Source organism: Mesorhizobium sp. M1409 (assembly GCF_040317535.1).
Classification (GTDB): domain Bacteria; phylum Pseudomonadota; class Alphaproteobacteria; order Rhizobiales; family Rhizobiaceae; genus Mesorhizobium.
This window is the reverse complement of the sequence record NZ_JAMYKV010000111.1, coordinates 1-5,322: the sequence shown is the minus strand read 5'-3', so window position 1 is coordinate 5,322 and position 5,322 is coordinate 1. Positions and strand designations below refer to the sequence as shown.

Annotated in this window: 5 protein-coding genes; 1 reads left to right on the top strand and 4 read right to left on the bottom strand. The window is 63.1% G+C overall.

The window, feature by feature from the left end; genetic code table 11:
- Window positions 1–156: 156 nt before the first annotated feature.
- From NKG99_RS35160 to guaB, 3 genes are read right to left on the bottom strand one after another with little or no spacing between them, the layout of a single operon-like run.
- Complete coding sequence (locus tag NKG99_RS35160) at window positions 157–576, bottom strand: MAPEG family protein (RefSeq protein WP_352874040.1); 420 nt, start codon at window positions 574–576, stop codon at window positions 157–159.
- Window positions 577–613: 37 nt separating this feature from the next.
- Window positions 614–1,237, bottom strand: coding sequence for a hypothetical protein (locus NKG99_RS35155; RefSeq protein WP_352874038.1), 624 nt, complete (start codon window positions 1,235–1,237; stop codon window positions 614–616).
- Window positions 1,188–2,690: an IMP dehydrogenase gene (gene guaB, locus NKG99_RS35150; RefSeq protein ID WP_352874037.1), complete on the bottom strand. Its 1,503-nt coding sequence runs from the start codon at window positions 2,688–2,690 to the stop codon at window positions 1,188–1,190. The genes NKG99_RS35155 and guaB overlap by 50 nt, the downstream gene beginning before the upstream one ends.
- Before the next feature lie 287 nt (window positions 2,691–2,977).
- Between guaB and NKG99_RS35145 the strand changes: the two genes are divergently transcribed.
- On the top strand, window positions 2,978–4,399 hold the full coding sequence (locus NKG99_RS35145; RefSeq protein WP_352874035.1) for an MFS transporter: 1,422 nt from the start codon (window positions 2,978–2,980) through the stop codon (window positions 4,397–4,399).
- 6 nt (window positions 4,400–4,405) lie between these two features.
- Here NKG99_RS35145 and NKG99_RS35140 read toward each other — a convergent pair whose 3' ends face one another.
- Window positions 4,406–5,152, bottom strand: a complete 747-nt coding sequence (locus tag NKG99_RS35140; protein WP_352874033.1) for an RlmE family RNA methyltransferase — start codon at window positions 5,150–5,152, stop codon at window positions 4,406–4,408.
- Window positions 5,153–5,322: the final 170 nt, after the last annotated feature.

The following is a 5,322-nucleotide window of genomic DNA, read 5'->3' as shown; positions in this document are numbered from 1 at the left end:
CGAAACCTCCAGAATCAACAATGGCAGCTACAGAATCACATACGATTCAACCGCATCAAGCCATTTTCCGGCCTCGCTTCTTCACACTTGACCACAGCACGAAGCAAATGTGTGCGCACGCTAGCCCCTTGTGGGAGAAGGGAGAACTGCCCCGGCTCAAACAACTCCGAGCAGGTGCAGCGCGAACCAGATCCATCCCAGCAAAAGAATCACCGCGCCGAAGAAGAAGGAACGGCTGCGCAGCTGCAGATTGTTGCTGGTCAGGTGAATCCAGGCATGGAAATAGCGCGACGCAACAAAAATCCACATGAGCGCCAGGGTCAGGTAGTTGACGCCGTTGGTCAGGTGCAGCGCCAGGCACAGCACATAAAACAGCACCGGCATTTCGAACTGATTGATGAGATTTGCGGCAACGGTAGTGCTGGAGGTCGGCTCGGTCGAGCGCGCCTTGTATTGACCGGGCTTGGCTTCGCCCGACCTGATCGCACCGTATCGCCGCCGACCCAGGACGGCGTAGACGATGTAGATCAGCAGCACATGCGCCAGGACAGGCCAGAAGATCGTGGTCTGGTTCATGAAGTGCCCCCTGCCCGATTGGACTTTCCGCGCGGCATCAAGCCTGGTGTTTCTGGCCTCTCAGCCAGAAGGCGGCAATGACAAACACCGGAATGGCGAAAAGCGCGAATTTGGTGACGATCAGCGCCGAGGCGAAAGACAGCGAATCCGGGTTGGCCGACAGGAAATCCGACAGAAGCCGCGCCACCGCGATGTTCTGGGCGTAGTCGGCAAGCGTGTAGGGCAGCACCAGGACCACCGCTAAGATCGACTGCAACTGCCCTGGCAGCACGCGGAAGTTCTTCAATCGCCGGCCCGTGGCCAGGATCAGGCTGACCAGCGTCACCGACAGCAGCGCCGGGAACAGGAGATCGAAGGTCAGATAGTGCCAGACGAGAATGATCTCGCCGCCGCGCCGGCCGAGCGCCGTCAGCCAGGCCATGCCTTCGTCGGGCGTGAAGCCCAAAACGCGCATGTCGAGTGACGACAAGCCGCCACTCAACTGGCGGAAGTAGAAGAATTCCATCGCAGTCATGGCGATGAATACCGCCGCCGACAGGAAACAGAGCGCGGCCGCGTGTCGCGACAGCCGCAGGATCGTCGCGGTGAGGTTCCGCCCGATCCCGTACTGGTCAGGCTCCGCCGGGATAGTTCGGGCTTTCGCGGGTGATCGTGACGTCATGGGCGTGGCTTTCACGAAGTCCGGCATTGGATATGCGCACAAAAGTGGCGCGTTCGCGGAAATCGGCAAGGTCGCGACCACCAACATAACCCATAGCGGCTTTCAAGCCGCCCGCAAGCTGGTGCAGCACGCCAGACACAGGTCCTTTGTAGGGAACCTGCCCTTCGATGCCTTCCGGGACCAGCTTCAGCGTGTCGCGCACCTCGGCCTGGAAGTAGCGATCGGCGGAACCGCGGGCCATGGCGCCGACCGAGCCCATGCCGCGATACGCTTTGAAGGAGCGGCCCTGGTGCAGATAGACCTCGCCCGGGCTTTCGTCGGTTCCGGCCAGCAGCGAGCCGATCATGGCGGCGCTTGCACCGGCGGCGAGCGCCTTGGCGAGATCACCGGAATACTTGATGCCGCCGTCGGCGATCACCGAAACGCCGGATTTGTACGCCGTTTCGACCGCCGACATGATCGCCGAAAGCTGCGGCACGCCGACGCCAGCAACGATGCGGGTGGTGCAGATGGAGCCCGGACCGATGCCGACCTTGACGGCGTCGGCGCCGGCATCGATCAGCGCCTGCGTGCCTTCGGCGGTGGCGACGTTGCCGGCCAGGATGCGAACCGAGTTGGAAAGCTTCTTGGCGCGCGTCACCGCGTCCAGCACGCGCTGCGAGTGGCCATGCGCGGTGTCGATCACCAGAAGGTCGACGCCGGCATCGATGAGGCGCTCGGCGCGCTCGAAACCGTCATCGCCGACGCTGGTGGCGGCGGCGGCGCGCAAGCGGCCCTGCACGTCCTTGGTGGCGTGCGGGTTGAGTTGCGACTTCTCGATGTCCTTGACCGTGATCAGCCCGACGCAATTGCCCTGCCTGTCGACGACGACCAGCTTTTCGATCCTGTGCTGATGGAGAAGCCGCTTGGCCTCGTCCTGGTCGACGTTCTCCTTGACCGTGATCAGGTTGTCACGGGTCATCAGTTCATGGACCTTCTGCGCCGGATCGGACGCGAAGCGCACGTCGCGATTGGTCAGGATGCCGACCAGCCGCCCGACCTTGTGTCCACCGGCACCGCCGTTCTCGACCACCGGAATGCCCGAGATCGAATAGCTGCGCATCAGGCCCAGCGCGTCGGCGAGCGTCGCGTCGGGGCCGATGGTGACGGGATTGACCACCATGCCGGATTCGAACTTCTTGACCTGCCGCACCTGCTCTGCCTGTTCGGCCGGCGAGAAATTGCGATGGATGACGCCAATGCCGCCGGCCTGGGCCATGGCGATGGCAAGCCGCGCCTCGGTGACGGTGTCCATCGCCGCCGACAGGATCGGCACGTTGAGGTCGATGTCGCCGGCGATGCGGGTGCGGACGTCGGTCTCGCCAGGCATGACCTCGGAATGACCGGGCTGCAGCAGCACGTCGTCAAAGGTCAGCGCCAGTGCGCCGGTGGACGTTTCGATGATTTTAGCCATGGCCAGCCCTCGGAATACAAAAAAGCGCTGGACCGGAATGGACAGCGCCGACTCGTTTCTTCCCTTTCAGGATTGGCGCTGGCTGGTACCACGTCCCGGCGCCGATGAAAAGCCGATGATTTCACGCTCCCGGAAAGGTGATTTTTCGCCCAGGGGATGCCACCTGGGGTTGCCGGTCGCATAAAAGTGACAGCAAATTAATGCGACATCCCGGCGAAGGCCTGATAACCGTCCGCCTCAAGCCGACATGCAAGCGGCGACGCAACATTCACGTCTGGACGCGTTCCTTGAACCGCACCATCCCGCTCATACTGGCGGTCGCCCTTTTCATGGAAAACATGGATTCGACCGTCATCGCGACATCACTGCCGGCGATCGCAATCGACATCCACACCAGCCCGATCGCGCTCAAGCTGGCGCTGACCGCCTATCTGGTTTCGCTGGCGATCTTCATTCCGATCAGCGGTTGGATGGCCGACCGTTTCGGCGCCAAGAATGTCTTTCGTGCCGCGATCGCGGTCTTCATCGTCGGCTCGATCGCCTGCGCCCTCTCCGGTTCGCTGCCGGCTTTCGTGGTGTCGCGCTTCCTGCAAGGCATTGGCGGCGCCATGATGACACCGGTCGGGCGGCTGGTGCTGGTGCGCGCGACACCGAAAAGCGAACTCGTCGCGGCAATGTCCTGGCTGACTGTTCCGGCACTGGTCGGGCCACTGATCGGGCCGCCGGTCGGCGGCTTCATCACCACCTACTTCACCTGGCACTGGATTTTTCTGATCAATGTGCCGATCGGCGTGGTCGGCATCTGGCTGGCGACGCGTTTCCTGCCGGAGACCGAACCCTCACAGACCCCGCCACTTGATTTCATCGGCTTCGTGCTGAGCGGGCTGGCGGCATCCGGTGTGGTGTTCGGCCTGTCGGTGGTCAGCTTGCCCTATCTGCCGCCAATCGTCGGTGTCATCACCGTGACGGTTGGCCTGCTGTCGGGAGCGCTCTATCTGCTGCATGCGCGCCACGCCAAAAACCCGCTGCTGGCGCTCGAACTGTTCCGCAACCAGGTGTTCCGCTCCTCGGTGCTTGGCGGCGGACTGTTCCGCATCGGCATTGGCGCCGTGCCGTTCCTGCTGCCGCTGATGTTTCAGATCGGCTTTGGGCTGACGCCGTTCCAGTCCGGCATGATCACCTTCGTCTCGGCGATTGGCGCCATCGGCATGAAATTCGTCACCGCGCTGATCTTCCGCGTCGCCGGCTTCCGCCGCGTGCTGGTTGTCGGTTCGCTGGTCGCCGCGGCGTCGATCGCCATCAACGGCCTGTTCACACCCGACACACCCTATCTGCTGGTGCTGGCGATGCTGCTCGTCGGCGGCTTCATCCGCTCGATGTTCTTCACCGGCGTCAATGCGCTCGCCTATGCCGAGGTTTCGGCTGAAGACACCAGCAAGGCGACGCCGATTGCAGCCGTCTTCCAGCAGCTGTCGATCGCGCTTGGCGTGGCGGTGGCTGGCGGCATCCTGGAGGTGTCCACCAGCCTGCACGACCGGTCGCTGACGCTGGCGGATTTCCACACCGCGTTTTTCGTCGTCGCGGCGATCTCCGCCGCCGCGTCGCTGTCGTTCATGCGGCTGGCGCCCGACGCCGGCAACGCCGTCTCCGGCCATGGCCGGTTGACCGTGCCCAAGACGCTGGAAACGGTAAGCCCGCCCGGCAATTGATGCGGCTTAAGTTTCGGGCTCGCCCTCTGGACGTTCCGATCCGCCTGACGGCGGCTCTCGCCCCTTGAAGTCCTTGGCCAACAGATAAAGCTCTACCGATTCATCGCGCGACGCCGGCGGCTTCACATGATGCACCGAGCGGAAGTTCTTCTTGAGCATGGAGAGCAGCTCGTTTTCGGCGCCGCCTTGGAAGGTCTTGGCGAGGAAATGCCCGCCCGGCTTCAGCACCGACAGCGCGAAATCGGCCGCCACCTCGCACAGATGCATGGTTCGGATGTGGTCGGTCCGCTTGTGGCCGGTGGTGGGTGCCGCCATGTCGGACAGCACGATATCGGGGTCGCCTCCCAGCGCCTCGGCCAGCTTTTGCGGCGCCAGCGGATCGAGGAAATCCATCAGCAGCACCGGCGCGCCGGGCACGGCGTCCATCTCGAGATAATCGATGCCGATGACATGCGGCTTGTCGGCCGTCGATTTCGTCCGCGCCGCCGCGACTTGGCACCAGCCGCCGGGAGCGGCACCGAGATCGATCACCTTCATGCCGGGCTTCAACAGATGATGCTTGTCGTCGATCTCGATCAGCTTGTAGGCCGCGCGAGAGCGATAGCCGTCAGCCTTGGAGCGCTGGACATAGGGATCGTTGATGTGGCGCTGCAGCCAGCGGCGCGACGATTCCTTCAGGCCGCTCTTCTTCTTGATCCGCGTCTTCAGCACGCGAATGCTGGCGGATCCTGGTTTTTCCGGTTTCTTGATCATTGCCTGATTTCTTGTCTGAGTTTTGTCGCTCGCTGAGGTGTGGCCGTTTTTCGGCGGCTACGCGTTTCGTGAATGGCTTCCCCCACTCCGTCGCGGCGTAGCCGGGCCCATGTGTTGGGGGCACCGCGGACGGAGGGGGGGGGGCGGTTGAACAAAACAAACCGTGCCGG

Excerpts from the sequence above, each read along its gene's own strand:
- NKG99_RS35155 (WP_352874038.1), bottom strand. The coding sequence starts at position 1,237 with ATGACGTCACGATCACCCGCGAAAGCCCGAACTATCCCGGCGGAGCCT.
- guaB (WP_352874037.1), bottom strand. The coding sequence starts at position 2,690 with ATGGCTAAAATCATCGAAACGTCCACCGGCGCACTGGCGCTGACCTTT.
- NKG99_RS35140 (WP_352874033.1), bottom strand. The coding sequence starts at position 5,152 with ATGATCAAGAAACCGGAAAAACCAGGATCCGCCAGCATTCGCGTGCTG.
- NKG99_RS35160 (WP_352874040.1), bottom strand. The coding sequence starts at position 576 with ATGAACCAGACCACGATCTTCTGGCCTGTCCTGGCGCATGTGCTGCTG.